Source organism: Pseudomonas sp. Irchel 3F6 (assembly GCF_900187595.1).
Classification (GTDB): domain Bacteria; phylum Pseudomonadota; class Gammaproteobacteria; order Pseudomonadales; family Pseudomonadaceae; genus Aquipseudomonas; species Aquipseudomonas siliginis.
In genome coordinates, this window is sequence record NZ_FYDP01000001.1 from 278,573 (window position 1) to 304,678 (window position 26,106).

The following is a 26,106-nucleotide window of genomic DNA, read 5'->3' on the forward strand; positions in this document are numbered from 1 at the left end:
GCCCCTGAAATATCAGGGGCTCTTCAATCAGTGCGGCTGATAAACCGTAAGCATCTGCCCCGGCTTCAACGCCTTGCCAGCACCCGGATTCCAGCGCTTGAGATGTTGCATCTCAACGTTGAAGTGCTTGGCCACCACGTACAGGGTGTCGCCGCGCTTGACCTTGTACTGGGTCTGCTGCTTGCTCTCGTCCTTGCCTTTGGTCTTGGTATTCGCCGCGACCACGGTGTTGACCCGGCCGGACTTGCGCGCCGGGGCACGCTTGGTGTTGTCCTGCATGACCAGGGTCTGGCCGACCTTGAGATTCTTGCCGGTCAGCTTGTTCCAGCGCTGCAGATCCTTGACTTCGACCTTGTTGGCCTTGGCGATGGAGCCGAGGTTGTCGCCACGCTTGACCCGATAAGCACGTTTGAGCTGCGCCACTTCCGACGGATCGGCACCTTCGAACACCGGTTTCAGCGAGCGCGGGCTGATCAGTTCGTCCGGGCGCATGGTCTGCAGACTGGCGGTCAGCAGTTGCGCCTTGGACGTCGGCACCAGCAAGTGCTGCGGACCGTCGATGGTGGTGCGCTGTTTGAACGCGGGGTTGAGCTGGAACAGTTCGTCTTCATCGATGTTCGCCACCGCAGCGACCTTGGACAGGTCCATGCGCTGGTTGATTTCGACGACCTGGAAGTACGGTTCGTTGGCGATCGGGTTGAGGTTGACGCCGTAGGCTTCAGGCGCCAGTACCACTTGTGACAGTGCCAGCAACTTCGGCACATAGGCCTGGGTTTCCGCCGGCAGTGGCAGGTTCCAGTAGTCGGTGGGCAGGCCGAGCTTTTCGTTGCGCTCGATCGCCCGGCTTACGGTGCCTTCACCAGCGTTGTAGGCTGCCAGCGCCAGCAGCCAGTCGCCGTTGAACATGTCGTGCAGGCGGGTCAGGTAATCCATCGCGGCCGTGGTCGAGGCGGTAATGTCGCGACGACCATCATAAAAACGCGTCTGGCGCAGGTTGAAATAACGCCCGGTGGACGGAATGAACTGCCACAGGCCCACCGCATCGGCGCGGGAATAGGCCATCGGGTTGTAGGCGCTCTCGATCACCGGCAGCAGGGCCAGTTCCAGCGGCATGTTGCGCTCTTCGAGGCGTTCGACAATGTAATGAATGTAGAGGCTGCCGCGTTCACCGGCATTCTCGAGGAAGGAGGGGTTACTGGCGAACCACAGGCGTTGTTGCTCGATGCGCGGATTGACGCCAAGGCCTTCCTGCAACTGGAAGCCCTGACGCATGCGTTCCCAGATGTCCTGGGGCGCCACGGGAGTGGGCTTCTCGGTCAGCCAGATCGGCTTCTGCTTGGCTCGCGCAGCAATGTTCGGCGTATGCGTCGCTTCAGTCTGCGGAGCGTGGCTGGAGCAACCCGCCAGCGTGGCGGACACAGCCACCGCGATGGCTTGCGCCAGGCGGGTCAAAGCATCTGAATTGACGGACTTACGTATGGATGACGACATTGGCTGGAAGTAAGTTCCGGGCAAAAATGTCGGGCGATTCTAGAAAGCGCACCCCCTGCGGTCAACCATTGAGAATTTTTGTCCCGGCCGGCGCGCTTGTCAGAACTTGTCTTTCCATGCCCGCAGAGCCGCAAATACCTCGCTCGGCTCCCGGTTTTGAGCGCCTTCCCGTTCGTCCACTTTTTGTGTAACCAATGTTTCAGAAGTGCGTAAAAACGGATTGGTCAGCTTTTCCAGGGCCAAAATCGACGGCAATGTCATCACGCCGTTCTGCCGTTGCTGCGTGACCTTTTCCAGACGGGCGGCGACTTCCGGGTTGCCCGGCTCGACGGCGGCGGCAAATTTCAGATTGCTCAAGGTGTATTCATGGGTGCAGTAGACCAGCGTATCTTCCGGCAGGGCCGCAAGACGGCTGAGCGAGCGGTACATCTGCTCGGGTGTGCCTTCGAACAGCCGGCCGCAACCGGCGGCGAACAGGGTGTCGCCGCAGAACAGCAGACCATGGTGGTAATAGGCGATGTGCCCCAGGGTGTGACCGGGTACCGCATAGACGTCGAAGTCCCAGCCGAGCACGCTGACGCTGTCGTTGTCCTTGAGCGCTACGTCGCGCGCCGGGATGCTTTCGCTGGCCGGGCCGTAGACCTTGGCGCCGGTCGCGGCTTTCAGGCGCTCGACGCCGCCGACATGGTCATGGTGATGGTGAGTGATCAGAATATCGCTGAGCACCCAGCCCGGATGCGCGTCAAGCCACGCCTGCACCGGGGCGGCGTCGCCCGGATCGACCACCGCGCAACGCTGGGTCTGGTGATCCTGTAACAACCAGATGTAGTTGTCGGTGAACGCGGGCAGGGCACTGATCTGTATCATCGTCGGAATTCGCCAAGCAGAAAACATTGGCGCATCTTAGTAGTTCCTGGCGCGTTGGAGAATGACATGACCGATAAAGCGTTCGCTCAGGCCGATCCCGACTGGCTGGCATTGATCAGCGCCGCCCGCGAATGGCTGTCGGGGCCGCTCGGGCAATTTCTGCTGGATGAAGAGCGGCGCATGCTCGATGACGAGCTCGGCCGGTTCTTCGGCGGTTATCTGGTGCATTACGGGCCGTCCGCCGAAACCCCGCCGGCCGCGCCGCAAGTGCAGCGCAACGTGCGTCTTGGCGCGCCGTTGCCCGGGGTCGAGATCGTTTGCGAAGAGCAGGCCTGGCCGTTGAGCGAGCACGCTGCCGACGTGGTGGTGATGCAGCATGGCCTGGATTTCTGCCTGTCGCCCCACGGTTTGCTGCGTGAAGCAGCGAGCAGCGTGCGCCCCGGCGGACATCTGCTGATCATCGGCATCAACCCCTGGAGCACTTGGGGGCTGCGGCATTTCTTCGCCAATGATGCCCTGCGCAAGGCGCGCTGCATCTCGCCGTCGCGGGTCGCCGACTGGCTCAATCTGCTGGGCTTCGCGCTGGAGAAACGCCGCTTCGGGTGCTATCGTCCGCCGCTCGCATCACCCAAGTGGCAGAACCGTCTGGCCGGCTGGGAACGCAAGGCCGGTGACTGGCAATTGTCCGGCGGGGGCTTCTATCTGCTGGTGGCGCGCAAGATCGTGGTGGGGCTCAGGCCGTTGCGCCAGGAACGCCGCGAGCCGATGGGCAAGCTGATTCCGCTGCCGATGGCCAAGGTCAACCGCCGCCGCATCGAACCGTAAATCTTCTTTTATTTGTGGCCGGGCTTGTCCCGGCCGCGGTCATTGTCGATCCGTGATTGGCAGGACAGGCATTTTTTCTGGAAAGACTGGCATGAGCGAAAGCGTGGAAAGCGTCGACACCGTAGAACTGTTCACCGACGGTGCCTGCAAGGGCAACCCCGGTCCCGGCGGCTGGGGCGCGCTGCTGGTGTGCAAGGGCGTCGAAAAGGAACTGTGGGGCGGCGAGGCCAACACCACCAACAATCGCATGGAGCTGCTCGGCGCGATTCGTGGCCTGGAAGCGCTCAAGCGCCCCTGCGAAGTGCTGCTGGTCACCGACTCGCAATACGTGATGAAAGGCATCAACGAGTGGATGGCCAACTGGAAGAAGCGCGGCTGGAAAACGGCTGCGAAAGAGCCGGTAAAGAATGCCGACCTGTGGAAAGAGCTGGACGAGCAGGTCAACCGCCACAAAGTCACCTGGAAATGGGTGCGCGGGCACATTGGCCATCACGGTAACGAGCGGGCTGACCAACTGGCCAATCGTGGCGTTGACGAAGTGCGTGGTTACAAGCAGAGCTGATTTCGCTTATAAACCGTGGCGCTGCCATTCGCGAGCAGGCTCGCTCCCACATTGGAATGCATTCCCCTGTAGGAGCTGCCGAAGGCTGCGATCTTTTGATCTTGTTGTAGGAAAAATCAAAAGATCGCAGCCTTCGGCAGCTCCTACAGGGTTCGAGTCCAGCGTGTTAACATCCGCGCTTTTGCACGATTGACCCGTTGAGAGCTGAGCACTGATGGCCACCAGATCCGTTGTACTCGATACCGAAACCACCGGCATGCCGGTGACCGATGGTCACCGGATCATTGAAATCGGTTGCGTCGAACTGATCGGTCGGCGCCTGACGGGCCGGCACTTTCACGTTTATCTGCAACCGGATCGCGAGAGCGACGAAGGCGCGATCGGTGTGCACGGCATCACCAACGAATTCCTCGTCGGCAAGCCGCGCTTTGCCGAAGTCGCCGACGAGTTCTTCGAGTTCATCCAGGGCGCGCAACTGATCATCCACAACGCGGCGTTCGACGTTGGCTTCATCAACAACGAATTCGCCTTGATGGGCCAGCACGATCGCGCCGATATCACCCAGCATTGCACCATCCTCGATACCCTGATGATGGCCCGGGAACGTCACCCGGGGCAGCGCAACAGCCTCGACGCGTTGTGCAAACGTTACGGCGTCGACAACTCCGGCCGTGAACTGCACGGCGCCTTGCTCGACTCGGAGATTCTCGCCGACGTCTACCTGACCATGACCGGCGGCCAGACCAGCCTGTCGCTGGCTGGCAACGCGTCTGACGGCAATGGCACGGGCGAGGGCGCCGACAACTCGGCTACCGAAATCCGCCGCCTGCCGGTCGATCGCCAGCCAGCACGCATCATCCGGGCGACCGAAGAAGAACTGGCGGCGCATCTGGTGCGGCTGGAAATCATCGCTAAATCGGCGGGAGCGCCGGCGTTGTGGACGCAGATTGCCGAGGCTGATGCGCAGGTCTGAAACCTGAAGATCAAAGATCAAAGATCAAAGATCAAAGATCAAAGATCAAAGATCAAAGATCAAAGATCAAAGATCAAAAGATCGCAGCCTTCGGCAGCTCCTACAGGGATTGCATCCCATAGTAGGGACCAGGAAGGCAGCGATTTTTTGCATTTGGCGACATGGAGCCAAGTTGCCACTCTCGCCACATTCGTCGCAACCCTCTACCCTGAGTGCACTGGTCAGGTGCAAATCTGCCGCCTCAGGACACTGAGCCTCATGTACAAAGAGTTGAAATTTGCGCTGGCAATCATCCATCGCGACGGTAAGGTCGACACCGTCGGCTGCGTCAAGGAATGAGGACTTTTCCCAGTATGCAACCGGTCATGAATCCGAAATACCCAGGGTTGTCGGTGCGGGTCGCCGACGAAGGTTTTGCGCCGTATATCTGGGGCAGCGACTTCAGTTTCGAGGTCGCTGCCTACGGCGCTGCCGTGATCGGCAAACCGGTCGAGCAGTGGCCGGTGACGCCGATCGTGCCGTACCGCAAGTGCTACGGTATTGATCCCGAAGAATTCAGCGCCTTTCACAACGCGCCCGACAGCGCGATTTTTATGGCGTATCTGGACGACGAACCGGTCGGTCACCTGGTGATCAGCACCAACTGGAACGGCTTTGCCCACATCGATGAGCTGGCGGTGCATGCCCCGGCCCGTCGCCACGGCGTGGCCAAGGCGTTGCTTGATGTCGCGCAGTTCTGGAGTCGCAAGAAGAAGCTGCCGGGCATCATGCTCGAAACCCAGAACAACAACCTCGGCGCCTGTCGTCTGTATGAGCGTTGCGGTTATGTGATCGGCGGCATCGACCAGTTACGCTATCGCGGCATCGATCCGCATACCGCTGAAGTCGCGTTGTTCTGGTATCGCCTGTTCGATAATCCACTGGAAAAACCACTCAGCTCGACAACATCGCCTCGGCTTGTTCCGTGACGATCGCCAGCAAGGTCTGAATCGCCGCCGACGGCGCGGCATGTTTGAAGGTCAGGGCGTAGAGGCTGATCGGCACCGCCGGTGACAATGGGCAGACGTCCAGGCCACCGGCGCGGGCGCCCAGAGCGGTGAACGGATCGACGATGGCCAGACCTTCGCCGGCCTCGACCATGCTGCGCATCATCTGATGGGTCTGCACGCGGGTCTGAATGCTCGGTGCCGGGCGCAAGGCCTGAAGTTTGTTTTCCAGCGCCGGGCTCAGTGGATCCTGACCTTCGAGACCGACCATGGCCTGACCGGCCAGATCCACTAGGGAAATGTATTTCTGTTTCGGCTGCAGCCAGCCGTGCGGAGCGAGCAATTGCAGCTTGCCCTGGGCCAGCGGCTGGCAGTGGATATCGGGGTGTTCGGGATCGTGCAGGCTCAGGCCCAGATCGCTTTCGCGCAATAACAGGCTGCGGACGATGTCGCGAGTCGGCGCGCTGAGCAGGCTGCAAGGTGCGTCCGGCAAGCGCCGACGCAGAGTCGCAAGGCTTTGTGGCAGTAATTGTTGAGCCAGCGGCGGGGTGCCGATGATGCGCAGGGGTGGGGCGAGGTATTGCTTGAGGCTGCTGGCCAGACGCTGCACCGGCTCAAGCGCCTCATAAACGTGTGCGATTTCCACTTGCAGGGCGCGCGCTTCGGGGGTCGATTGCAGGCGACCGCGAACGCTGGCGAACAGCATGAACCCCAACTGACTCTCGGCTTCGCGCAAACGCTCTTCGACCTCGGTCACCGGCAGTTGCAGCCATTCGGCGGCGGTGCCCAGGTGACCGGTCTGCAAGAGCGCCTGAATCACTTCGATGTGGCGTAAACGCATGCGTGAAGTCCATGTTCAGCAGGTGGGGTCAGACGCTGAATCCTACCCCAAGTCCGCTCGCATGACTTCTGCTCATAATGCAGGGTTATGAAGCAACGGTTGGCTCGGGTTCGCGGATCAGGGTAATGCCTGATTGAACCAGGAGAAACTCGCTGTCACTGACCTTGTTGACCCGATCGCCAATGGCGAGTTTGTAAATGGGCTCCGAGCCAGTGGATCCGTCTGCAGACGGGTTCGATTCCTGGAATTCATGCACGGAATAAACGCGGCCTTCCGCATCTCTTGCATGAAACTGACCGACGAGTACTGCTGCCATCTGCTTAGAACCTCTGGAGATAAAACGCTTGATTTGCGGCTTTGTAGACCGTCAGCAAGCTCGGTAAGTTTTCCTACATGAAAAAAATATTCCTCGCGCAGGAAAAACCAATGACCACTGGTGAAAATGTCACTGGATCATCTATAACTAGCGATTCTTCCCACGGACCATCGAGAGTCATCCATGAGCAATGTCTACAACGTCGCTGTAGTGGTCGGTAGCCTGCGCAAAGCATCGATCAATCGCAAAGTCGCACTGGCCCTCGCCGAACTGGCACCGGCCAATCTCAAGCTCGAGATTGTCGAAATCGGTGAACTGCCGCTGTACAACGAAGACATCGACGGCGATTCTCCGCCGGCAGCCTACAGCACTTTCCGTCAGAAAGTGGCGTCATCCGACGCGGTGCTGTTTGTCACCCCCGAGTACAACCGCTCGATCCCGGCACCGTTGAAGAACGCCATCGACGTTGGTTCGCGCCCTTATGGCCAGAGCGCGTGGAGTGGCAAACCCGGCGCGGTGATCAGCGTATCGCCAGGCGCCATCGGCGGCTTCGGCGCCAACCAGCACCTGCGCCAGACCTTTGTTTTCCTTGATATCCATTGCCTGCAACAGCCGGAAGCCTACCTGGGCGGCGCCGGCAACGCGTTCGACGAAGCGGGCAAACTGAGCGACTCGGTGAAACCGTTCCTGCAGAAATTCATCGATGCGTACGGCCAGTTCGTCGAGCAACACAAGAAATAAACTTACCGAAACTCACTGTGGGAGCGAGCCTGCTCGCGAAGGCGGACTGTCAGATAACAATTTCGCGTCTGACACACCGCTTTCGCGAGCAGGCTCGCTCCCACATTTGTTCGATTTCCACCCGTTTCGCTATTTGAAGGCTTCTGCGAATGCTCGCTGCGTCACTGATTTTCCTGCTGACCATCACCCTCGTCATCTGGCAACCCAAGGGGCTCGGCGTCGGCTGGAGTGCAACGTTGGGCGCCGTGCTGGCGTTGATTTTTGGCGTCGTTCACCTCACGGACATCCCGCTGGTCTGGCAGATCATCTGGAACGCCACCGGCACCTTCGTCGCGCTGATCATCATCAGCCTGTTGCTCGACGAGGCTGGCTTTTTCAATTGGGCGGCGCTGCACGTGGCGCGTTGGGGGCGGGGCAGTGGGCGCAAATTGTTTGCCTTCATGGTGCTGCTCGGCGCGCTGGTCTCTGCGCTGTTCGCCAATGACGGCGCGGCGCTGATTCTCACGCCGATCGTGATTTCGATGCTGTTGGCGTTGCGCTTTTCACCGGCGGCGACGCTGGCATTCGTCATGGGCGCCGGGTTCATTGCCGACACGGCGAGCCTGCCGCTGGTGGTATCCAACCTGGTCAACATCGTTTCGGCGGACTTCTTCCACATCGGCTTCAACCGCTATGCAGCGGTGATGGTGCCGGTGAACTTCGTCAGCGTGGCGGCGACGTTGGGCATGTTGCTGTGGTTTTTCCGTCGCGACATCCCGGCCGCTTACGATCCGGAACAGCTGGAAAACCCGCACACCGCGATCCACGACAAAGCGACGTTCTACGCCGGTTGGGCGGTGTTGGTGATCCTGTTGATCGGCTGCTTTGCCCTCGAACCGCTGGGCATTCCGATCAGCGCAATTTCGGCGGTGTGCGCCGCGCTGCTACTGGGTATTGCCGCGCGCGGCCACAAGATCTCCACGCGCAAGGTTATGAAAGAAGCGCCGTGGCAAATCGTGATTTTCTCGTTGGGCATGTACCTGGTGGTGTACGGCCTGCGCAATGCCGGACTCACCGGTTACCTCGCCGGGTGGCTGGACGTATTCGCCGGTCACGGCGTGTGGGGCGCGGCGATGGGCACCGGGGTGCTGACGGCGCTGCTGTCGTCGATCATGAACAATCTGCCAACGGTACTGATCGGCTTGCTGTCGATCGACGCCAGTCAGGCCAGCGGCGTGATCAAGGAAGCGATGATCTACGCCAACGTGATCGGCAGCGACCTGGGGCCGAAGATCACTCCGATCGGCAGCCTGGCGACCTTGCTGTGGCTGCACGTGCTGGAGCGCAAAGGCATCCATATCGGCTGGGGCTATTACTTCCGTGTCGGGATTGTGTTGACGGTGCCGGTGTTGCTGGTGACGTTGGCGGCATTGGCGGTGCGGCTTTCGCTGTAGACCGGGGTGGGCCCAATCGCTGGCAAGCCAGCTCCCACAGATTTGTATTCATCGCGAAACCTGTGGGAGCTGGCTTGCCAGCGAAGGGGCCAGTTCAGGCACTACAAATCTCAGGCTTGGCCGGGGACATTCGGCCAAAGATCCGCCACCAGAAACAACCGCTCCGCCTCTTCCCATTCGCCCTGGGCATTCTCGGTCAGGCGTACCATCAACTGCGCCGGGGCCAGTGCTGGCAGGTCTTCAAGCCACAAACGCAGGTGCTCATCTGTCCAGACCTGATCCGCCGGGTAATGCGCCGGCGCCAGCCACGCATGGCGGGGCAGGGGTTGCCAGCGGCCCGGCGGGCTTTGGTCGACAAACGCCGGCCAGTCCTTCTGATGCAGCCAACTGCCACGCAGATGTTGTGGATGCGCGCCTTGCGGTGAGTCGGCCTGCCCGGGCCACGGATACAGCAGATAACCGCCCAGCCACAGCTGCGCGCTGAACGTTTCGATATCCAGTGCCGCGAGCACCTCGCGGCTTTCCGGGCGCGCCGAGATCGGCAATTGATGCTCGGCCAGATGTGCCAGTTTGCGATCCAGCCGGTCATGACAACCCGGCCCTAGCCACTGCGCGGGATCGCGGCCATCGCCATCCTGCGGGCCAAGGTAGAGCTTGATCGCCAGTTCCAGATGATGCACGCCGTCGCGGTCACGCAGCAGCATGTCGAGTTCGCCGAGGGTGTGCCCGGCGCGGCGAATCGGCAGGTTGGCGGCGATCAGTTCGATGCCCGGCGCATGCGAGACGGCGAACTGCCAAAGACGCTCGTAATACAGACCCAGACGCCGGGTGCGCGCCTGCGACAGCCATTGCAGCAGGCCGTAACTGTCGCGGTCGAGCTGGTGCAGCCAATGTTCGAGGCGCTGCGGGTCGTGCACCCAGTCGCTGCCGGCAAGCGGATGGCGCTGGGGCCACGGCGTGGCGGCGAGCATCGGCGGCGCGAGGATCACCCACGCCAGGTCCCGCACTTCGGGATGGCGTAATCGATGGGGCAATTGCAACAAGTCGGGGAACAGGATCATCTTGCGAGCATAGCCTTAAACCTGAGCGCACCCTTGAGGCTGAAAGGATTTTGTCTATCTGGCGCTTTCGCCCATAATCGGCTTTTCGCGTTTTCGATTGTCCGCAGAGGTCCCATGGAGCAATTTCGTAATATCGGCATCATCGGTCGCCTGGGCAGTTCCCAGGTGCTGGATACCGTCCGCCGACTGAAACGCTTTCTGCTCGACCGTCACCTGCATGTGATCCTCGAAGACACCATCGCTGAAGTCCTGCCCGGCCATGGCCTGCAAACCTCGTCGCGCAAGATGCTCGGCGAAGTTTGTGACATGGTCATCGTCGTCGGCGGTGACGGCAGCCTGCTCGGCGCCGCGCGGGCGCTGGCCAGACACAATATTCCGGTGCTGGGCATCAACCGTGGCAGCCTTGGCTTCCTCACCGATATTCGCCCCGACGAGTTGGAAATCAAGGTCGCCGAAGTGCTCGACGGCCACTATCTGGTAGAAAACCGCTTCCTGCTGCAAGCCGAAGTGCGTCGCCATGGCGAGGCCATCGGCCAGGGCGATGCGCTCAACGATGTCGTGCTGCACCCGGGCAAATCGACGCGGATGATCGAATTCGAGCTGTACATCGACGGCCAGTTCGTCTGCAGCCAGAAGGCCGACGGCCTGATCGTCGCGACGCCGACCGGCTCCACTGCCTACGCGTTGTCTGCCGGCGGGCCGATCATGCATCCCAAGCTCGACGCTATTGTGATTGTGCCGATGTACCCCCATACCTTGTCGGGACGGCCGATCGTGGTCGATGGCAACAGTGAGCTGAAAATCGTCGTGTCCAAAGATATGCAGATCTACCCGCAGGTGTCCTGCGACGGCCAGAACCACTTCACCTGCGCACCGGGCGACACCATTACCGTGAGCAAGAAAGCGCAGAAGCTGCGCCTGATTCATCCGCTCGATCACAATTACTACGAGGTGTGCCGCACCAAGCTTGGCTGGGGCAGCAAGCTGGGGGGCGGAGGCGACTGATGCTCGATCCCGCGCGCAGTTACGACCTGATCGGTGACGTGCACGGATGCGCCATGACCCTTGAACACTTGCTGGACCGTCTCGGTTATCACAAGCAGGGCGGGGTCTGGCGGCATCCGTCACGCATGGCGGTGTTCGTCGGCGACATCATCGACCGTGGCCCGCGCATTCGCGAGGCGCTGCACATCGTTCACGACATGGTCGAGGCGGGGCAGGCGCTGTGCATCATGGGCAACCACGAATTCAACGCGCTCGGCTGGGTCACCCCGGCGCCACCGGGCAGCGGCAAGCAGTTCGTGCGCGAACACACCAAGCGCCATGCGCGGCTGTTGCAGGAAACCCTGAGCCAATTCGAGGACCATCCCGGTGACTGGCATGACTTCCAGCAGTGGTTCTACGAGTTGCCGCTGTTCGTAGATGCCGGGCGGTTTCGCGTCGTCCATGCATGCTGGGATGCCGGGCTGATCGAGCCGCTGCGGGCGTTGTTCCCCAATGGCTGCGTCGATGAGCATTTCCTCCAGGCCTCGGCGGTGCCCGGCAGCTTCGCCTGCACTGTGTTCGATCGCTTGCTGCGTGGTACCGACATGCGTCTGCCGGGCGGCCTGACCATGACCAGTGGCGACGGTCTGGTGCGTTCGTTCTTCCGCACCAAGTTCTGGGAAGACGACCCGAAAACCTACGGCGACATCGTGTTCCAGCCCGACGCACTGCCCGAACCTGTCGCGCAGACGCCGCTGACGTCCACTGAAAAGAATTCCCTGCTGCGCTACGGCGTCGACGAGCCGTTGCTGTTCGTCGGCCACTACTGGCGCAGCGGCAAACCGGCGCCGATCCGCCCGAACCTCGCGTGCCTGGATTACAGCGCCGTGCTCTACGGCAAACTGGTGGCCTATCGTCTGGACCAGGAAACGCGCCTGGATCCGCAAAAATTCGTCTGGGTCGATGTCGAGCGGCCGGAGGTGCTGCAATGAGTGCGGTAGCGGTATTGCGCCTGCCGTTGGCGGTGGATCTGAGCGGTTTTGTCAAACTGCTGCAACGCATGAAAGTGCCCCATCGCGTCAGCGAAGAGGCGGGCGAACAGGTGCTGTGGGCGCCAGAAGAAATCAGCGAAGACGTGCGTTCCTTGTACGAGCGCTTCCCGGCCGGCGACCCGGATCAACAACTGGACATTCCCGTAGGCCAGACCTTCAAGCGCCCGAGCTTCGCCGAGCAGCTGAAACACGCCAAAGCCACCGGGTTGATTCTGCTGTTGAGCCTGATCGTCGGTGGTCTGACCTTCCTCGGCGAAAACCTAGAGACCTTACGCTGGCTGACCTTCCTCGATTTCCGGGTGATCGGTGAGTACATCCACTTCACGCCGCTGGCCGATAGCCTCGCGGCGGGGCAGTGGTGGCGGCTGGTGACGCCGATGCTGATCCACTTCGGCATCCTCCATCTGGCCATGAACGGTATGTGGTACTGGGAGCTGGGGCGGCGCATCGAGTCGCGCCAGGGCAGCATCAACCTGATCGGCCTGACGCTGCTGTTCAGTCTGGTGTCCAACTACGCCCAGTTCGTCTGGAGCGGCCCGAGCCTGTTTGGTGGGCTGTCCGGCGTGCTTTACGGCTTGCTCGGGCATTGCTGGATCTTCCAGCTGCTGGCGCCGAACCCGGCCTATCGTTTGCCGCGCGGCGTGCTGGTGATGATGCTGGTGTGGCTGGTGGTGTGCATGTCCGGGCTGATCTCGCTGATCGGTTTCGGCCAGATCGCCAACGCCGCGCACCTGAGCGGGTTACTCATCGGATGCTTTACCGGTTTGTTGGGCGGTTTGTATAACCGCCGTAAACTGGCCGCCTAACATTTTTGTTTCAGCAAAGAGCACGGAGACCCTGATGTCCTCTTTCAACGACATGATCAACAACATCACCCCGGACATCTACGAAAGCCTGAAGCTGGCCGTGGAAATCGGCAAATGGTCCGACGGCAACAAACTCACTGTCGAACAGCGCGAGCTGTCGTTGCAGGCGATGATTGCCTGGGAAACCCAGAACCTGCCTGAAGACCAGCGCACCGGTTACATGGGCCCGCAAGAATGTGCGTCGAAGTCGATCGAAGTGCCGAACATCCTGTTCAAGTCGGATGCCATCCATTGATCGAGATTGGCCGCGGTGCAATCAGCAAAATGTCGGCGCGTCTGGACGGGTCGAACGTGCAGTACGCCTTTCGTCTGGATGACGTCGAGGTGCCGGTCAATCCGTTGATCGGCAGCACGCTGCGTCTGGAATTTTTAGGGGCGATCCACTGCACCCATTGCGGGCGCAAAACCAAAACCAGTTTCAGTCAGGGCTATTGCTACCCGTGCATGACCAAACTGGCGCAGTGCGACCTGTGCATCATGAGCCCGGAACGCTGCCACTTCGACGCCGGCACCTGCCGTGATCCGGTGTGGGGCCAGCAGTTCTGCATGACCGACCATGTGGTTTACCTGGCCAATTCGTCAGGCATCAAGGTTGGCATCACCCGTGCTACGCAGTTGCCGACCCGCTGGCTCGACCAGGGTGCGAGTCAAGCCTTGCCAATCATGCGTGTATCGACACGCCAGCAATCGGGGTTTGTCGAGGACCTGTTCCGCAGCCAGGTGGCGGACAAGACCAACTGGCGCGCGCTGCTCAAAGGTGATGCGGCGGCGGTGGATCTGGCGCAGGTGCGCGATCAGTTGTTCGAAAGCTGCGCCGAAGGCCTGCAAGGGTTGCAGGAGCGATTCGGCCTACAGGCGATTCAGACGATTGCCGATGTCGAACCGCTGGAAATCCGCTATCCCGTCGAGCAATACCCGGCGAAAATCGTCAGCTTCAACCTGGACAAGAACCCGATTGCCGAAGGCACGCTGCTGGGGATCAAGGGCCAGTACCTGATCTTCGACACCGGCGTGATCAACATTCGTAAATACACGGCGTACCAGCTCGCCGTGCATCAATAAGGATTCCAGCATGCGCACCGAACAACCGAAGATGATTTACCTCAAGGACTATCAGGCACCCGAGTACCTGATCGACGAAACCCACCTGACCTTCGAGTTGTTCGAGGACCACAGCCTGGTTCACGCGCAACTGGTGATGCGCCGCAACCCGGAACGCGGCGCCGGCCTGCCGCCGCTGGTGCTCGACGGCCAGCAACTTGAGCTGCTGTCGGTGACGCTGGCGGACCAGGAGCTGAGCGCCGCTGACTATCAAGTCTCGGACAGCCACCTGACTCTGCAGCCAACCAGTGAAACCTTCACCCTCGACACCAGCGTGCGCATCCATCCGGAAACCAATACCGCGCTGGAAGGCCTGTACAAGTCCGGCACGATGTTCTGCACCCAGTGCGAGGCCGAAGGCTTCCGCAAGATCACCTATTACCTCGACCGCCCGGACGTGATGAGCAAGTTCACCACCACCGTCGTGGCCGAACAGCACAGCTACCCGGTGTTGCTCTCCAACGGTAACCCGATCGCTTCCGGCCCCGGCGAAGACGGCCGGCACTGGGCGACCTGGGAAGATCCGTTCAAGAAACCGGCGTACCTGTTTGCGCTGGTCGCCGGTGATCTGTGGTGCGTCGAAGACACTTTCACAACCATGAGCCAGCGCAACGTCGCGCTGCGCATTTATGTCGAGCCGGAAAACATCGACAAGTGTCAGCACGCGATGAACAGCCTGAAGAAATCCATGCGCTGGGACGAAGAGGTCTACGGTCGCGAGTACGATCTGGACATCTTCATGATCGTCGCCGTCAACGATTTCAACATGGGCGCGATGGAGAACAAGGGCCTCAACATTTTCAACTCCAGCGCCGTGCTGGCCCGCGCCGAAACCGCGACCGACGCCGCGCACCAGCGGGTCGAGGCGATCGTCGCCCATGAATACTTCCACAACTGGTCGGGCAACCGCGTGACCTGCCGTGACTGGTTCCAGCTGTCGCTCAAGGAAGGCTTTACGGTGTTCCGCGATGCCGGTTTCTCCTCGGACATGAACTCGGCGACGGTCAAGCGCATTCAGGACGTGGCGTACCTGCGTACCCACCAGTTCGCCGAAGATGCCGGGCCGATGGCCCACGCCGTGCGCCCGGACAGCTTCATCGAGATTTCCAACTTCTACACCCTGACCGTGTACGAAAAGGGTTCGGAAGTGGTCGGCATGATCCACACCCTGCTGGGCGCCGAAGGCTTCCGTAAGGGCAGCGATCTGTATTTCGAACGCCACGACGGTCAGGCCGTGACCTGCGACGACTTCGTCAAGGCCATGGAAGATGCCAATGGCGTTGATCTCAGCCAGTTCAAACGCTGGTACAGCCAGGCCGGCACACCGCGTCTGGCTGTCAGCGAGTCCTACGACGCTGCGGCGAAAACCTACAGCCTGACCTTCCGCCAGAGCTGCCCGCCGACCCCGGACAAGGTAGAAAAACTGCCGTTCGTGATTCCGGTCGAGCTCGGCCTGCTCGACAGCCAGGGCAATGAAATCGCTCTGCGTCTGGCTGGCGAAGCCTCGGCACAAGGCACCACTCGGGTGATTTCGGTAACCGAAGCCGAGCAGACCTTCACTTTTGTCGACATCAACGAACAGCCGCTGCCGTCGCTGCTGCGTGGCTTCTCGGCGCCAGTGAAATTGAGTTTCCCGTACAACCGCGACCAACTGATGTTCCTGATGCAGCACGACAGCGACGGCTTCAACCGCTGGGATGCCGGTCAGCAACTTTCGGTGCAAGTGCTTCAAGAGTTGATCGGCCAGCATCAGAAAGGCGAGAGCCTGAAGCTCGATCCGCGTCTGGTGTCGGCACTGCGCACGGTGCTGTCCGACGAGTCGCTGGATCAGGCGATGGTTGCCGAAATGCTCTCGCTGCCGGGTGAGGCCTATCTCACCGAGATCAGCGAAGTGGCTGACGTCGAGGCGATTCACGTCGCTCGCGAGTTCGCCCGCAAGCAACTCGCCGAAGGCTTGTTCGAAGCGCTGTGGCTGCGTTATCAGGCCAACCGCGATTTGTCGAAAAAGACTCCGTACGTGGCCGAAGCCGAGCACTTCGCCCGTCGCGCCTTGCAGAACATCGCCCTGTCGTACCTGATGCTCAGCGGCAAGCCGGAAGTGTTGGCAGCGGCGCTGGAGCAATTCGAGGCTGCCGACAACATGACCGAGCGCCTGACCGCGCTGGCGGTGCTGGTCAACTCGCCTTTCGAAGAGCAGAAGGCCCTGGCTTTGGCCAGCTTCGCCGAGCACTTCAAGGACAATCCGCTGGTCATGGATCAGTGGTTCAGCGTGCAGGCCGGTAGCACCTTGCCGGGCGGTTTGGCGCGCGTTAAGGCGTTGATGCAGCACCCAGCGTTCAACATCAAGAACCCGAACAAGGTGCGGGCACTGATCGGCGCGTTCGCCGGGCAGAACCTGATCAACTTCCACGCGGCGGACGGTTCCGGTTATCGCTTCCTTGCCGATCTGGTGATCGAACTGAACGGCTTCAACCCACAGATCGCCTCACGTCAATTGGCACCGCTGACCCGCTGGCGCAAATACGACAGCGCGCGTCAGGCACTGATGAAGGCCGAGCTGGAGCGGATTCTGGCGTCCGGGGCGCTGTCCAGCGATGTGTATGAAGTGGTGAGCAAAAGCCTGGCGTAACGCCGATTAAATGTTGGGGCCTTTAATTGATCGTTCCCATGCTCTGCGTGGGAATGCCTCTCTCCACGCTCTGCATCGGCTTTGGGACGCAGAGCGTCCCTTGCTGCATTCCTTTGCTGCGCGTGGGAACGATCAACAAAAAAATGCCGCTCAACGAGCGGCATTTTTATTGGCACAACAAACAGCTATTTACGCAGATCAAACCGATCCAGATTCATCACCTTCGTCCAGGCCTTGACGAAATCGTTGACGAACTGCGCCTTCGCGTCGGAACTGGCATAGACCTCGGCCAATGCGCGCAATTGCGCATTGGAGCCGAACACCAGATCCACCCGCGTCGCCGTCCACTTTGGCGCCCCGGTCTTGCGGTCACGGCCTTCAAACTCATCGGCATCCCGTGACGTTGGGGTCCACTCCACACCCATGTCCAGCAGGTGGGTGAAGAAGTCATTGCTCAGCGTTTCGGTTTTATCGGTGAACACGCCATGCCGCGTCTGGCCGACATTGGTGTTCAATACCCGCAAACCACCCAGCAGCACGGTCATTTCTGGTGCCGTGAGAGTCAGCAACTGCGCCTTGTCGATCAGCAGGGTTTCTGCCGCAACCGTGTATTTGCTTTTGCTGTAATTGCGGAAGCCATCGGCAATCGGTTCGAGGAAGCCGAACGATGCGACATCGGTCTGCTCCTGCGAAGCATCGACGCGGCCCGGTGAAAACGGCACCGACACCGAATGCCCGGCGTTCTGCGCGGCTTTTTCCACCCCGGCATTACCGGCCAGGACGATCAGGTCCGCCAACGAGATCTTCTTGCCATTGGCAGCAGAACCGTTGAACTCGTTCTGAATGCTTTCCAGCGTGCTCAGCACTTTGTCCAGTTGTTCGGGCTGGTTGGCCTGCCAGAACTTCTGCGGGGCCAGACGCAAGCGTCCGCCGTTGGCGCCACCGCGCTTGTCCGAACCGCGGAAGGTCGATGCAGCAGCCCACGCGGTCGAAACCAGTTGCGACACTGACAACCCTGAAGCCAGCACCTTGTTTTTCAGCGCCGTTGCGTCGCTGTCATCGATAAGCGGGTGCGTCACATCGGGCAGCGGGTCTTGCCAGAGCAGCTCCTCTTGCGGCATTTCCGGGCCGAGGTAGCGAGAGAGCGGACCCATGTCACGATGGATCAGCTTGTACCAGGCGCGGGCGAATGCGTCGGCGAGCTGATCGGGATTGGCCAGGAAACGCCGCGAGATCTGCTCATAAGCAGGATCGAAGCGCAGCGCCAGGTCAGAGGTGAGCATGGTCGGCGAGAGCTTCTTGTTCGGATCGTGAGCGTGGGGAACGGTGCCTGCACCCGCGCCGTTTTTCGGTTGCCACTGATTGGCGCCCGCCGGGCTTTTGGTCAGCTCCCACTCGAAGCCGAACAGGTTTTCCAGATAGTTGTTGCTCCACTGCGTTGGCGTGGTGGTCCAGGTCACTTCCAGACCACTGGTGATGGTGTCGGCGCCTTTACCGGTGCCGAAGGCGTTTTTCCAGCCCAGACCCTGTTGCTCCAGACCGGCCGCTTCCGGCTCTGGGCCGACATTGTCGGCCGGGCCGGCGCCGTGGGTCTTGCCGAACGCGTGGCCGCCGGCGATCAGCGCCACGGTTTCTTCGTCGTTCATGGCCATGCGGCCGAAGGTTTCGCGAATGTCCTTGGCCGAGGCCACCGGATCCGGGTTGCCTTCCGGGCCTTCAGGGTTGACGTAGATCAGGCCCATCTGCACGGCGGCGAGGGGATTTTCCAGATTGCGTTCGCCCTGATCGGTGCGGCTTTCTTCACGGCCATGCAAATCGGGCTCAGCCACCAGCGTGCCGTCACCGGGCTCTTGCACTGGGCCATTGCTCTTGCCGTAACGGTTGTCGCCGCCCAGCCACTCGGTTTCCGAGCCCCAGTAAACATCTTCATCCGGTTCCCAGACATCGGCGCGGCCCCCGGAAAAACCGAAGGTCTTGAAGCCCATGGATTCCAGCGCGACGTTGCCGGTGAGCACGATCAGGTCGGCCCAGGAAATGTTGCGGCCGTATTTCTGCTTTATCGGCCACAGCAGGCGGCGGGCCTTGTCGAGGCTGACGTTGTCCGGCCAGCTGTTGAGCGGGGCGAAGCGTTGCTGACCGGAGCCGGCGCCGCCACGGCCGTCGGCGGTGCGATAGGTCCCGGCGCTGTGCCAGGCCATGCGCACGAACAGTGGGCCGTAATGGCCGAAATCGGCTGGCCACCAGTCCTGAGAATCAGTCATCAGTGCTTTGATGTCTTGTTTCAGCGCCTGGAAGTCGAGGCTTTTGAAGGCTTTGGCGTAGTCGAAGTCCTGGCCCAGCGGATCGGACTTGGGGGAATGCTGGCTGAGGATTTTCAGATTGAGTTGATTCGGCCACCAGTCACGGTTCGTCGTACCGCCGCCGGCGGCGTGGTTGAACGGGCATTTCGATTCGTTTGCCATGTTCGGATCCCTATCAGGTCTGCGGCCGGCTCGTGCCGACTTCGGACTGGTAAGGCTAGACCCGAGTTGGCAAGTCGGCTAATAGCCGCAGTCTTGGCAGGCGATAGGCAGGCTCTTTTGCTACCTCGATATCGTGATGCAAAAGCGGCGTTATTTCGAAGCGATCTTAAAAACTGTCAGCTTTGACAGTGGTTGCTACCACGCAATCACAATATGTTGGAGTCAACGCAACGTCACCTTTACCTCAAGGGAATATCGACATGTCTCAGGACGAAACAAGTGACCTTCTGAACAAACGAAATGCTACCGGTAGCTTTGTCGCGTTTCTCGATGACGTTAAATTTCTGGAGAGCAAGTTATGTGTTTATGCAGAGACCGAGACGGAATTTATCATCATCGGAACTGACGATTTTATACACACGGTCGAGTTGTCTGTGCCGAATGCGTTGGAGGGAGATGGTCCTCACACAGTGACTTTTCCAACCATGGGACGGTATTGGAAGGTTATGATCAATCATTTTGACCAACCCATTATTGAGGGTGAACTCATCGTCACCTTTGCCAATTTTCGCAAAAACGTAGCAGGCACTTTTGCTCTGGATCTGGGAAAAGCCAGGAAAGTGACAGGCAAATTCGATCTTACACTCGATACCCCGAAGCAAAGTGACAGGCGAGTGCAGCCTTTATAAATAAAGACGTCAACTCGATTGCGCGGTGTCGTCCTCGGGCACGTCATCAAGAATGTCATCCTGCCCAGGCAGTTCAGTGATCACGCTGAAGTCCGATACTTCAACCGCGCCATTGCCGTAGCCCAGCAAATGAAACGAGAAGGCTTTGCGCGGCTGCGGGTTTTCAAAGCTGAAATCCATCTCCAGCGGCTGATCCGCCGTGGCGACCATTTCTGCTGGCAGGCCCAGTTGCACGTCCTGTTCAAATTCCTTGGCCTTGAGCTGAATGTACGCCGCCTGCTGCGGATCGACCGAGCGCACGGTCAGGCGCACGCGGGTGTGCGAGCCTTTGGGCATTTCCAGGTATTGCGCGCCGATCAGGTTGTCGGCCCAGTCATCCTTTATCTGCGCTTGCAGAGGGATGATGTTGTTGCTGCCGAACTGGTAGCGATGATTGAGCGGTGTGCGCAGCAAGGACAGGTCCAGCGCATCGGCGCGCGCGGCGATCTGCCGGGCCGGGTGGCCGCTGTAGGTGCCTTTGTATGTGGCACTTTCGGCGATGAAGCCGGTGCTTTGGTAATAGCGGCAGCGGCGCGGCAGATCGCACTCGGAGAAGATGCCCTGACCGTTGTGGTAGCGCAGTTTGCCGTTGGTGAACGACATGATTTCTCGCCCCGAATCGTAGTCGCGAAACAGCGACCGCCCGCTCAGCGCAGTCGGCACCGGCAGGTCGAAATAGTCGAGGATCGAGGTGCTCAGATCGACGTGGCCGTAGACCCCGGCATTCAGACGCGGCAGTTGCGCCTGCTCCGGTGCCAGCGTCAGGTTGAAACCCCACGAGGAGGCCAGCCGCACGCCGTCGATGCCATGGGATTCATCCGAGGTGATCACCACCAGTGTGTCCTTGAGAACGCCCTGGCGCTCCAGCCCTGAAAGAAACTGATCCAGCGCATCGTCGAGATAACCGACGGCAGCCTGCTTGGGCGTCTCATAACGCTGCAGATAATCCTCCGGTGCGGAGTAGGGCTGATGGGTGCCGACCGTCAGCAGAGTCAACATCCACGGCTGCTTTTGCTTTTTCAACTGGCCGACGTAATCCAGCGCACCTTCGAAAAATGCCCTGTCATCCTTGCCCCACGGGAACTCCAGATAGTTGCTGTTGCTGAACCATTCCAGGCCGTGGGTCGCATCGAAACCGATGTGCGGCATGATCTTGTCTTTGGCCATGAAGCGCAGGCCGGCGCCCTGCAAATAATGAGTGCTGAAGCCGTGTTCGCGCAGCTGCGCCGGCAGGCAGGCCTGATTGCGTTCGTTGAGGGTGAGCATTTCCACGCCTTTGGGCGTGCCGTTGTTGAGCTTGTCGTAGTCACCGCACAGCATGGCGTACAGACCGCGAATGGTCTGATGGGTGTGCAGCACGTAATCCGGAGTGTTCATGCCGCGCTCGGCCCAGCGGCTGAGGTTGGGCATCAGGTCTTCCTGGTAATGACTGCCGATCGCTTCGCGGTTGGCGCGGATGTAGGCGCCGGGGATTCCTTCCAGGGCAATGATCAACACATTGCGCGCCTGACCCGGCGCGGCGAGCAGCTTCTGGCCAATGAGATCGACATCGGTGAGCCCGGCCATCGCCGGTGTCGGTTCTTCGACGTCGCCGTCCAGCCACTCCTCGGCCTGGATCTGCAAGTCGGCCACTTCGCTAGCGAGCAATTGATGCGGCAGGTTGTACAGGCGCCAGGCGTCGCCGTCATTCGGCCACAGGTTTAGCGCGCCCCAGTGCGCGGCGAACAAAACGATCGGCGCTGCCCAGGCCGCGCGCGGCAATGCCGGACGAGCCAGACCGCGCCCCACAAATTGGGCCAGCAGCCAGAAAACCAACGCACCCAGCAAGGCAATGGCCAGGGCAGGGTGCGCAAGTCCGCCGCCAGTGGAGTTCTCGACGAACTGCGGGTCGATCAGGTAGTGAACATCCGAAGGCGTCGGCAGGCGGCCGACGGCGCTGACCAATTCTGCCGTGGCGATCGCCAGCAGCGCCCAAATCACCAGCACCGGCAAGGCCAGCCACCACGTACGGCGATGCAGCGCTACCACCAGCAGACTACCCACGGCCAGATCCGACAAAAAGCCCAGCGGTGTCGACCAGCCCAACGCTGCACGCAGGCACACCGGCACGATCATTACCAAAACGATTAGAGAAAGAAGGCGGGCATTCGGCCGCCGCAGCCAGTTGAAAAGAGCGCTCACAAAAAAGGCCTGCTTGTCATCAAAGGGTCAAAAAAGTGTGGGTGATGATACCAAGGGCAGGAAGGCTGATCGGCTTTTTAAAACCTGCGGCCGGCGATCCCCGAAACGGCGCGTGCCCATAGCGGGCGTGGGTTGTGGGACGCAGTGCCATTTTCCCGAGGGGCAGTTTTTTGTTTCAGACTGTTGTAGGTCCATCCACTGCTCCTGAATTCCAGCAGCAGACGTCAAATCGCTCAGTGCTATCGATATGCGATAAAGATATTTAATTTCAATTTTTTATAGCTATAAAGTCAGGCCTTTCAGCCCACCCCCATGCTGCGAGGTTGTCATGGCCACACCGTTCAAACGTTCTGCGCTGACTCTGTTGGCCGCTACTCTGGCAGCGGGTGCGCTGTTCAGTAGCGGCGCCCAAGCCGAGGGCAGGATCAGCATCGCCCAGCAATTCGGCATTGGTTACCTGATTCTCGATGTCGTACGCGATCAACAGCTGATCGAGAGACACGGTAAGGCTCAGGGTCTGGACATCAAGGTCGACTGGAACAGCATTTCCGGCGCCACGGCGATGAACGAGGCGCTGCTGACCGGAGCGCTGGATGTGGTCTCGGCCGGCGTGCCGCCAATGCTCACCGTGTGGGACCGCACCAAGGGCAAGCAGAATGTCAAAGCCATCGCCGCGCTGGGCTCGATGCCCAATTACCTGCTGACCAACAACCCGAACATCAAAACCCTCAAGGACTTCAGCGACAAGGACCGTATCGCCGTGCCGGCCGCAGGCGTAGGTTTTCAGTCGCGCACCCTGCAGATTGAAACCGCCAAGGAGTTCGGCGACGACCAGTTCAAGAAATTCGATAACATTTCAGTCAGCCTGCCGCACCCGGACGCCACCGCCGCGCTGATCGCCGGCGGCTCGGAAATCAATTCGCATTTCTCCAGCCCACCGTTTCAGTACCAGGCTCTGCAAAACCCGAACGTGCATAAAGTGCTGAGCTCCTACGACATCCTCGGCGGCCCGGCGACGTTCAACGTGCTCTACACCACGGAAAAATTCCACGACGAAAACCCGAAAACCTACAAGGCGTTCTACGACGCACTGGCCGAAGCCGAGCAGATCATCAAAGCCGACAAACCCGCGGCTGCCCAGGCCTACATCCGCGTCGAACAATCGAAACTGCCGCTGGCTCTGGTCGAGCAAATCGTCAAAGACCCGGAAATCGACTTCACCGTCGTGCCACAACGCACGTTTATATATGCCGAAAAATTGCAGGAACTGGGTGTGTTGAAAAACAAGGCGGCGAGCTGGAAGGATTACTTCTTTGAAGAGGCGCATGGTGGTGCGGGGAGTTGAGGGATTGGGCATCAGCCGGAACTACTGTAGGAGTGAGCTTGCTCGCGAAAGCGGAGTTTCAGCCACAGATGAGTTGACTGACCTGACGCCTTCGCGAGCAAGCTCGCTCCCACAGGTTTAGCCGCGTAAACCCTCTTCCGGGCAAAAAAACGGGGCGGCCCGATCATCGATCAGGCCGCCCCGTTTATGTGTCGGGCGAACAGTCTTTCCGTCAGCGATCAATGCATCTTGCTGTGATCGTGGCCGCCCATGTTGGTCAGCGCGCGGACCGGTGCCTTGACTTCAATGGTTTCTTTCTCGCCCTTGACGTTTTCCACGGTCAGGGTCAGCGGCACGCTGTCGCCTTCCTTCAACTGACCGGTCAGGCCCATCAGCATGACGTGGTAGCCGTTCGGGTCGAAGCTCACGGCTTTGCCGGCAGGCAGCTCAACGGACTTCACCGGGCCCATGGTCATCACATCGTTCTTCATGCTCATTTCATGAATCTGAACGTCCTTGGCCACTGGCGAGGCAACGCTGAGCAGCTTGCTGTCGCTGTCGGCAGTGACGGTCATGAACGCGCCGCTGGCGGACTGGGTCGGCACGGTGGCACGGACCCAGGCATCGTCGACTTTGGTCTGCGCCGACACCTGGAAGGCCAGGCCGAGCAGGGACAGTGCACATACGGTGCGTTTGAGGTGATTCAGAACGGGATGCATCAGCAGACCTCCATAACAGTAAGCAAATCTTCCGTGCACTCTTGGGCTGTCAGCGAAGTGGACAGGCCCAGGCGCAACTCACCACGCGAGTCGTAGACGTAGCTGGTGGACGTATGGGAGATGGTATAGGTGTCGCCGGCCGGGACTTTCTCGTAGAACACGTCGAATTCCTTGGCGGTGGCCTTGGTTTCCTCAAGTGTGCCGTACAGCGCGACGAAGCTCGGATCGAAGGCTTTGACGTAGGCGTCGAGGATCTGCGGCGTGTCGCGCTCAGGGTCGAGGGTGATGAACACCACTTGCAGACGGTCGCCGTCGCGGCCCATGAGTTTCTTGATCTGCGCGGCGCGGGCCAGGGTGGTGGGGCAAACGGCCGGGCATTGGGTGAAGCCGAAAAAGATCATCGGCATCATCCCGCGAAAGCTCGACAGCGACATGGTTTCGCCTTCGGGATTCTTCAGCTTGAAGGTGCGTCCGAGGATCTTGTCGCTCAGATCCTTGCCGTACTTGTACGACAGTTGGCCACGGGTATCGCAACCGGCGAGCAGGCCGAGCCCGAGCACGCCCATTCCCGCAAGTACCTTGCGGCGAGTCAACAAAGCCGTCATCTAATACCGCCTTTTGCAGCCCGCGAGTCGGCAGGACTGGCGGGGGGTTAACCGTAAAAGCGCCGCATGATAGCAAACTGAGGCTGATCGCCGGCTGCCGATCGCCGCGCGATGCGGGATCGGACGACAAAAGGTGTAAGAAGAAATGACGAATAAGCGATGCGTTCGCCGCGACCAAACTTGATTTAAATAGTATGACGATTGGACGCGAGCGCAGAAACACGTACTCTTGCCGCTGCGCTGCAAAGACCAAAACAACAACAGGAGTCTGTAATGCAACCGATTCGTCTCGGCCTGGTGGGCTACGGCAAGATCGCCCAGGATCAACACGTTCCCGCCATCCTCGCCAACCCGGCGTTCCAGTTGGTGGCGGTCGCCACCCAGGGCAAACCTTGCGCCGGGGTGGAAAACTTCCAGTCGCTGGGCGAGCTGCTCGAGAACGGCCCGACTGTCGACGCAATTGCGTTCTGCACGCCGCCACAGGGGCGCTTCGCACTGGTGCAACAGGCGTTGGCGGCCGGCAAGCACGTGCTGGTGGAAAAACCGCCCTGTGCGACATTGGGCGAGGCTATGGCCCTGGTCGATCAAGTCGCCGATCAAGGCGTCAGCGCTTTGTTCGCCTGGCATTCACGCTACGCACCGGGCATCGCCGCCGCCCGCGACTGGCTGGCCAGCCGCACCCTGCAAAGCGTACAGATTGACTGGAAGGAAGACGTGCGCAAGTGGCATCCGGGTCAGGCATGGATCTGGCAACCGGGCGGCCTCGGCGTCTTCGACCCGGGCATCAACGCCTTGTCGATCATCACCCACCTGCTGACGCTGCCGCTGTTTGTCGAAGCCGCCGAACTGCGCGTGCCGAGCAACTGCCAGTCGCCGATTGCCGCCTCTATCAAAATGTCTGATGCACATCAGCTCGACGTACGCGCCGAGTTCGACTTCGACCATGGCCACGACGAACTGTGGAGCATCGAAATCCGCTGCGTCGAAGGCGTCCTGCGTCTGGACAATGGCGGCGCGGTGCTAAGCATCGACGGCGTGAAGCAAAGCGTGTCGGAGGAGGGCGAGTACGCAGCGGTCTACCGCCACTTCCAGCAATTGATCAGCGACAAGGCCAGCGACCTCGACCTGCAACCGTTGCGCTTGGTAGCGGACAGTTTCTTTGTCGGCAGCCGGGCGTTGGTTGAGCCGTTTTACGATTGAAGTGGATTGTCCGGTTTGAGTGGACGGTGTAACCCTTTTCAAGCGATTTATCCCTTTGCTGTGCGTCAGTAATCTGTACCCAACTTGAACGCAACAACAAAACTCCAAACTTGAAAAGGGACGCACACCATGACCACTCCAACCTACAACCGCCTGAAC

24 protein-coding genes are annotated in these 26,106 nt (G+C 60.2%); 15 read left to right on the plus strand and 9 right to left on the minus strand.

The window, feature by feature from the left end; translation table 11 throughout:
• Positions 1-27: 27 nt before the first annotated feature.
• Positions 28-1,491 (minus strand): transglycosylase SLT domain-containing protein, encoded by a 1,464-nt coding sequence (locus CKW30_RS01190; protein WP_095179576.1) that lies wholly within the window; start codon positions 1,489-1,491, stop codon positions 28-30.
• A gap of 99 nt (positions 1,492-1,590) precedes the next feature.
• Complete coding sequence (gene gloB, locus CKW30_RS01195; protein WP_095180276.1) at positions 1,591-2,358, minus strand: hydroxyacylglutathione hydrolase; 768 nt, start codon at positions 2,356-2,358, stop codon at positions 1,591-1,593.
• Positions 2,359-2,424: 66 nt separating this feature from the next.
• Between gloB and CKW30_RS01200 the strand changes: the two genes are divergently transcribed.
• The 4 genes from CKW30_RS01200 (at position 2,425) to CKW30_RS01215 (ending at position 5,686) form a co-directional block, all read left to right on the plus strand.
• Positions 2,425-3,183, plus strand: coding sequence for a class I SAM-dependent methyltransferase (locus CKW30_RS01200; protein ID WP_041480625.1), 759 nt, complete (start codon positions 2,425-2,427; stop codon positions 3,181-3,183).
• A gap of 91 nt (positions 3,184-3,274) precedes the next feature.
• On the plus strand, positions 3,275-3,745 hold the full coding sequence (rnhA, locus tag CKW30_RS01205; RefSeq protein ID WP_007910572.1) for a ribonuclease HI: 471 nt from the start codon (positions 3,275-3,277) through the stop codon (positions 3,743-3,745).
• A gap of 214 nt (positions 3,746-3,959) precedes the next feature.
• Positions 3,960-4,718, plus strand: coding sequence for a DNA polymerase III subunit epsilon (dnaQ, locus tag CKW30_RS01210; protein WP_041480624.1), 759 nt, complete (start codon positions 3,960-3,962; stop codon positions 4,716-4,718).
• A gap of 353 nt (positions 4,719-5,071) precedes the next feature.
• Positions 5,072-5,686: a GNAT family N-acetyltransferase gene (locus tag CKW30_RS01215; RefSeq protein ID WP_016774208.1), complete on the plus strand. Its 615-nt coding sequence runs from the start codon at positions 5,072-5,074 to the stop codon at positions 5,684-5,686.
• Here the strand turns inward: CKW30_RS01215 and CKW30_RS01220 are convergent.
• Positions 5,652-6,545, minus strand: a complete 894-nt coding sequence (locus CKW30_RS01220) for a LysR substrate-binding domain-containing protein (protein WP_041480623.1) — start codon at positions 6,543-6,545, stop codon at positions 5,652-5,654. The genes CKW30_RS01215 and CKW30_RS01220 overlap by 35 nt on opposite strands.
• An 85-nt stretch (positions 6,546-6,630) precedes the next feature.
• On the minus strand, positions 6,631-6,861 hold the full coding sequence (locus CKW30_RS01225; RefSeq protein WP_041480622.1) for a hypothetical protein: 231 nt from the start codon (positions 6,859-6,861) through the stop codon (positions 6,631-6,633).
• Positions 6,862-7,044: 183 nt separating this feature from the next.
• Here CKW30_RS01225 and CKW30_RS01230 point away from each other — a divergent pair, with 183 nt between their 5' ends.
• Positions 7,045-7,602, plus strand: coding sequence for an NADPH-dependent FMN reductase (locus tag CKW30_RS01230; protein ID WP_039763234.1), 558 nt, complete (start codon positions 7,045-7,047; stop codon positions 7,600-7,602).
• A gap of 149 nt (positions 7,603-7,751) precedes the next feature.
• Entirely contained in the window at positions 7,752-9,035 is a 1,284-nt protein-coding gene (locus tag CKW30_RS01235; RefSeq protein ID WP_095179577.1) for an arsenic transporter, read from the plus strand.
• A 110-nt stretch (positions 9,036-9,145) separates the two neighbouring features.
• Here the strand turns inward: CKW30_RS01235 and CKW30_RS01240 are convergent, their stop codons facing one another.
• Positions 9,146-10,096 carry a DUF1853 family protein gene (locus tag CKW30_RS01240; RefSeq protein ID WP_095179578.1) on the minus strand — a complete coding sequence of 317 codons (951 nt, stop codon included), beginning with the start codon at positions 10,094-10,096 and terminating at the stop codon, positions 9,146-9,148.
• A gap of 114 nt (positions 10,097-10,210) precedes the next feature.
• On the opposite strand from CKW30_RS01240, the gene CKW30_RS01245 reads away from it, so the two are divergent.
• Genes CKW30_RS01245 through pepN form a run of 6 tightly spaced genes read left to right on the plus strand, consistent with a single transcriptional unit; the run spans position 10,211 to position 16,728 of the window.
• Positions 10,211-11,101, plus strand: coding sequence for an NAD(+) kinase (locus CKW30_RS01245; RefSeq protein WP_041480619.1), 891 nt, complete (start codon positions 10,211-10,213; stop codon positions 11,099-11,101).
• A complete protein-coding gene (locus tag CKW30_RS01250; RefSeq protein WP_095179579.1) occupies positions 11,101-12,072 on the plus strand; it encodes a metallophosphoesterase in 972 nt (323 codons plus the stop codon). The genes CKW30_RS01245 and CKW30_RS01250 overlap by 1 nt, the downstream gene beginning before the upstream one ends.
• Positions 12,069-12,938 (plus strand): rhomboid family intramembrane serine protease, encoded by an 870-nt coding sequence (locus CKW30_RS01255; RefSeq protein WP_095179580.1) that lies wholly within the window; start codon positions 12,069-12,071, stop codon positions 12,936-12,938. Before CKW30_RS01250 ends, CKW30_RS01255 begins: the two co-directional genes overlap by 4 nt.
• A 34-nt stretch (positions 12,939-12,972) precedes the next feature.
• Complete coding sequence (locus CKW30_RS01260) at positions 12,973-13,233, plus strand: YeaC family protein (RefSeq protein ID WP_095179581.1); 261 nt, start codon at positions 12,973-12,975, stop codon at positions 13,231-13,233.
• Entirely contained in the window at positions 13,230-14,060 is an 831-nt protein-coding gene (locus CKW30_RS01265; protein WP_016774216.1) for a DUF2797 domain-containing protein, read from the plus strand. Before CKW30_RS01260 ends, CKW30_RS01265 begins: the two co-directional genes overlap by 4 nt.
• Positions 14,061-14,070: 10 nt before the next feature.
• Complete coding sequence (pepN, locus tag CKW30_RS01270) at positions 14,071-16,728, plus strand: aminopeptidase N (RefSeq protein WP_095179582.1); 2,658 nt, start codon at positions 14,071-14,073, stop codon at positions 16,726-16,728.
• Between the two features lie 185 nt (positions 16,729-16,913).
• Here pepN and katG read toward each other — a convergent pair whose 3' ends face one another.
• Positions 16,914-19,190 (minus strand): catalase/peroxidase HPI, encoded by a 2,277-nt coding sequence (katG, locus tag CKW30_RS01275; RefSeq protein ID WP_095179583.1) that lies wholly within the window; start codon positions 19,188-19,190, stop codon positions 16,914-16,916.
• Between the two features lie 260 nt (positions 19,191-19,450).
• On the opposite strand from katG, the gene CKW30_RS01280 reads away from it, so the two are divergent.
• The gene (locus CKW30_RS01280; protein ID WP_095179584.1) at positions 19,451-19,879 is read left to right on the plus strand and encodes a hypothetical protein; all 429 of its coding nucleotides are present in this window, start codon (positions 19,451-19,453) and stop codon (positions 19,877-19,879) included.
• Positions 19,880-19,888: 9 nt separating this feature from the next.
• Here the strand turns inward: CKW30_RS01280 and CKW30_RS01285 are convergent, their stop codons facing one another.
• Positions 19,889-22,099 (minus strand): LTA synthase family protein, encoded by a 2,211-nt coding sequence (locus CKW30_RS01285; RefSeq protein WP_095179585.1) that lies wholly within the window; start codon positions 22,097-22,099, stop codon positions 19,889-19,891.
• Positions 22,100-22,427: 328 nt separating this feature from the next.
• On the opposite strand from CKW30_RS01285, the gene CKW30_RS01290 reads away from it, so the two are divergent.
• Entirely contained in the window at positions 22,428-23,444 is a 1,017-nt protein-coding gene (locus tag CKW30_RS01290) for an ABC transporter substrate-binding protein (RefSeq protein ID WP_095179586.1), read from the plus strand.
• 218 nt (positions 23,445-23,662) lie between these two features.
• Here CKW30_RS01290 and CKW30_RS01295 read toward each other — a convergent pair whose 3' ends face one another.
• Complete coding sequence (locus CKW30_RS01295) at positions 23,663-24,142, minus strand: copper chaperone PCu(A)C (RefSeq protein WP_095179587.1); 480 nt, start codon at positions 24,140-24,142, stop codon at positions 23,663-23,665.
• Complete coding sequence (locus CKW30_RS01300) at positions 24,142-24,747, minus strand: SCO family protein (protein WP_016774221.1); 606 nt, start codon at positions 24,745-24,747, stop codon at positions 24,142-24,144. The genes CKW30_RS01295 and CKW30_RS01300 overlap by 1 nt, the downstream gene beginning before the upstream one ends.
• A gap of 273 nt (positions 24,748-25,020) precedes the next feature.
• Here CKW30_RS01300 and CKW30_RS01305 point away from each other — a divergent pair, with 273 nt between their 5' ends.
• The gene (locus tag CKW30_RS01305; RefSeq protein ID WP_095179588.1) at positions 25,021-25,947 is read left to right on the plus strand and encodes a Gfo/Idh/MocA family protein; all 927 of its coding nucleotides are present in this window, start codon (positions 25,021-25,023) and stop codon (positions 25,945-25,947) included.
• Positions 25,948-26,106 lie beyond the last annotated feature (159 nt).